This window comes from Lysobacter xanthus (genome assembly GCF_047159895.1).
On sequence record NZ_BAAGAB020000125.1, the window covers coordinates 1 to 3,068 of the forward strand.

Annotated in this window: 3 protein-coding genes; all 3 read left to right on the top strand. The window is 69.8% G+C overall.

What is annotated here, in order from left to right; genetic code table 11:
• The first annotated feature begins 58 nt into the window (after positions 1 to 58).
• Entirely contained in the window at positions 59 to 442 is a 384-nt protein-coding gene (locus ACY35P_RS15225; RefSeq protein WP_462116682.1) for a poly(R)-hydroxyalkanoic acid synthase subunit PhaE, read from the top strand.
• Between the two features lie 8 nt (positions 443 to 450).
• The gene (locus ACY35P_RS15230; RefSeq protein WP_462116684.1) at positions 451 to 1,536 is read left to right on the top strand and encodes a class III poly(R)-hydroxyalkanoic acid synthase subunit PhaC; all 1,086 of its coding nucleotides are present in this window, start codon (positions 451 to 453) and stop codon (positions 1,534 to 1,536) included.
• A gap of 3 nt (positions 1,537 to 1,539) precedes the next feature.
• On the top strand, positions 1,540 to 3,068 hold a 1,529-nt coding region (gene ligA / locus ACY35P_RS15235; RefSeq protein WP_462116683.1), incomplete at its 3' end, for an NAD-dependent DNA ligase LigA.

Genomic DNA, 3,068 nt, shown 5'->3' on the forward strand with positions numbered 1-3,068 from the left:
GGCGAGCGCATCGCCGACGAATTCCTCGGGATCATCGACCGCTACGTCGATCGGCGCTATGGCGCCCACGCCGGCTGTCGACGCGGCCGAGGATGCCTACGCGGACATCGCCCTCACGGAACGCTTCCAGAAGGCGTTCGGCGACTACGTCAACGCGCAGATGCGCGTGCGGGCCGCGATGCAGAAGGAAGTCGAGCTGACGGCCGCGCAGTGGGGCATGCCGGGCCGCAGCGAAGTGGACGGCGCGTACCGCCGCATCGCGGAACTCGAGCGCGAGGTGCGACGCCTGCGCGAAGCCGTCGAGTCCGCGCTCGCGTCGCGGCAGGTCGAGCCCGCCGCCGCGCCGCCCGCCGCGACGCAGAAGCCCGCGTCCAAGCCTGCGCCAACGCCGGCGCCCAAGCCTGCGGCGAAGTCTGCCCCGAAGAAATCCGGAAAGCGCTGATGGACCCGATGCACGCATCGCCGATCGCCATCGGCCTCGACAGCCTCGCGCGCGAAGCGCTGCAGGTGCAGTCCCGACTGCGCAAGGGCATGGAGACGCTCGCCCAGCTCGACCCGGTGGAAGTCGGCGCGAGCGGTCGCGAGGAAGTCTGGCGCGACGGCAAGGTCGCGCTTTACCGCTTCCGCCGCGAAGGCGTCGAAGCGACGCAGCGGATACCGCTGCTGATCGCCTACGCGCTCGTCAACCGCCCGTACATGGTCGACCTGCAGAGCGACAAGTCGATCGTGCGCGGCCTGCTGGAGCGCGGGCACGACGTCTACATCATCGACTGGGGTTATCCCGACCGTTCGGACCGGTTCCAGACGCTCGAGGACTACATCCAGCGCTTCCTCGGCGGCTCGGTCGACCATCTGCGCCGCTCGCACGGCGTGGACGCGGTCAACCTGCTCGGCATCTGCCAGGGCGGGGCGTTCTCGCTCTGCTATGCGGCGCTGAATCCGCGGAAGGTGCGCAACCTCGTCACGATGGTGACGCCGGTGGACTTCCACACGCCCGACAACATGCTCGCGGGTTGGGCACGCGCGCTCGACGTCGACCTCATGGTCGATACGCTCGGCAACGTGCCGGCCGACGTCATGAACTGGTGCTACCTCACGCTCAAGCCGTACCGGCTGCTCGTGCAGAAGTACGTCGGCCTGGTGGACATCCTCGAGGACAAGCGCGCGGTCGAGGATTTCCTGCGCATGGAGACGTGGATCTTCGATTCGCCCGATCTGGCGGGCGAGGCGTTCCGCGAGTTCATCAAGCAGTTCTACCAGGCGAACGGACTGGTGAACGGCAGCGTCCGGATCGGCGACCGTACGGTCGACCTGCAGGCGGTCGACATGCCGGTGTTCAACATCTACGCCGAGCAGGACCACCTCGTGCCGCCGTCGGCATCGAAGCCCCTGCGCGGGCTCGTCGGCTCGCGGGACTACAGCGAGCTGTCGTTCCGCGGCGGGCACATCGGCATCTACGTTTCGGGCCGTGCGCAGCGCGACATTCCGCAGGGCATCCACGAATGGCTCGCCGCGCGATCGAAGGTCGACGGCTGAGGCATGGGCGACGCCGCGGCACGCATCGACGAACTCCGCCGCCGCATCGCGGAGGCGAACCACCGCTACTACGTCCTCGACGACCCCGCCGTCCCGGATGCCGAATACGACCGGCTGATGCGGGCGCTCGAATCGCTGGAGGCCGAGCACCCCGAGCTCGTGGAAGAGCATTCGCCCACCCGCCGCGTCGGCGCCGTGCCGGCCTCGGCGTTCGCGCCGGTGCGCCATGGGCTGCCGATGCTGTCGCTCGGCAACGCGTTCGCCGACGAGGAAGCGATCGATTTCGTGCGACGGATCGAGGATGCGCTCGACGTGCGCGACCCGGCGTTCTCCGTCGAGCCCAAGCTCGACGGCCTCGCGGTGAGCCTGCGATACGAACACGGCCGACTGGCCGTGGCGGCCACGCGTGGCGACGGCGCCACGGGCGAGGACGTGACGTCGAACGTGCGCACCATCCGGGCGATCCCGCTGCAGCTGCGCGGGGAAGGGTGGCCCGAGGTACTCGAGGTGCGCGGCGAGATCTACATGCCGATCGCGGCGTTCGAGGCGTTCAACGCCCGGGCGCTTGCCGATGGCGGAAAGCCGCTCGCGAATCCGCGCAACGGCGCGGCCGGCTCGCTGCGCCAGCTCGATCCGCGCATCACTGCGCAACGTCCGCTGGCGTTCTATGCCTATGCGGTCGGCGTGGTCGAAGGCGGCACGCTGCCCGATACGCATTCGCAAACGCTGGCACGGCTGCGCGAGTGGGGGCTGCCGGTCAGCGCCGAGAACGCCGTGGTCCGCGGTGCGCAGGGCCTGCTCGATTACTACCGTGCGATCGGCGCGAAGCGTTCGTCCCTGCCGTTCGACATCGACGGGGTCGTCTACAAGCTCGACGACTACGCGGGACAGCGCGAGATGGGTTTCGTCTCGCGCGCGCCGCGGTGGGCGATCGCGCACAAGTTCCCGGCGCAGGAGCAGATGACCGTCCTGGAGGGCATCGAGATCCAGATCGGCCGCACCGGCGCCGCGACGCCCGTGGCGCGACTGCGCCCGGTGCAGGTCGCGGGCGTCGTCGTCAGCAGCGCCACGCTGCACAACGCCGACCAGGTCGCGCGCCTGGACGCACGCGTCGGCGACACGGTGATCGTTCGCCGCGCGGGCGATGTCATTCCCGAGATCGTGCGCGTCGTGACCGACGAGCGTCCGAGCTCCGCGACCGCATGGACGATGCCCACCGCGTGCCCCGTCTGCGGCTCCGAGCTCGTGCGCGAGGAGGGCGGGGCGGTCTGGCGCTGCTCCGGCGAGCTCGCCTGCGCCGCGCAGCGCAAGGAGGCGGTCCGGCACTTCGCGTCGCGGCGCGCAATGGATATCGAAGGCCTCGGCGATCGCATCATCGAGGACCTGTGCGACCTCGGTTTCGTCCGGCGCCTGGATGACCTGTACGCGCTGACGCTCGACCAGCTGCTCGAGATGAAGCGGCAGGTCGACTCGCGCGAGGGCGAGGGCGACGTGGACCCGAAACCGCGGGGCAAGGTGGCGACGAAATGGGC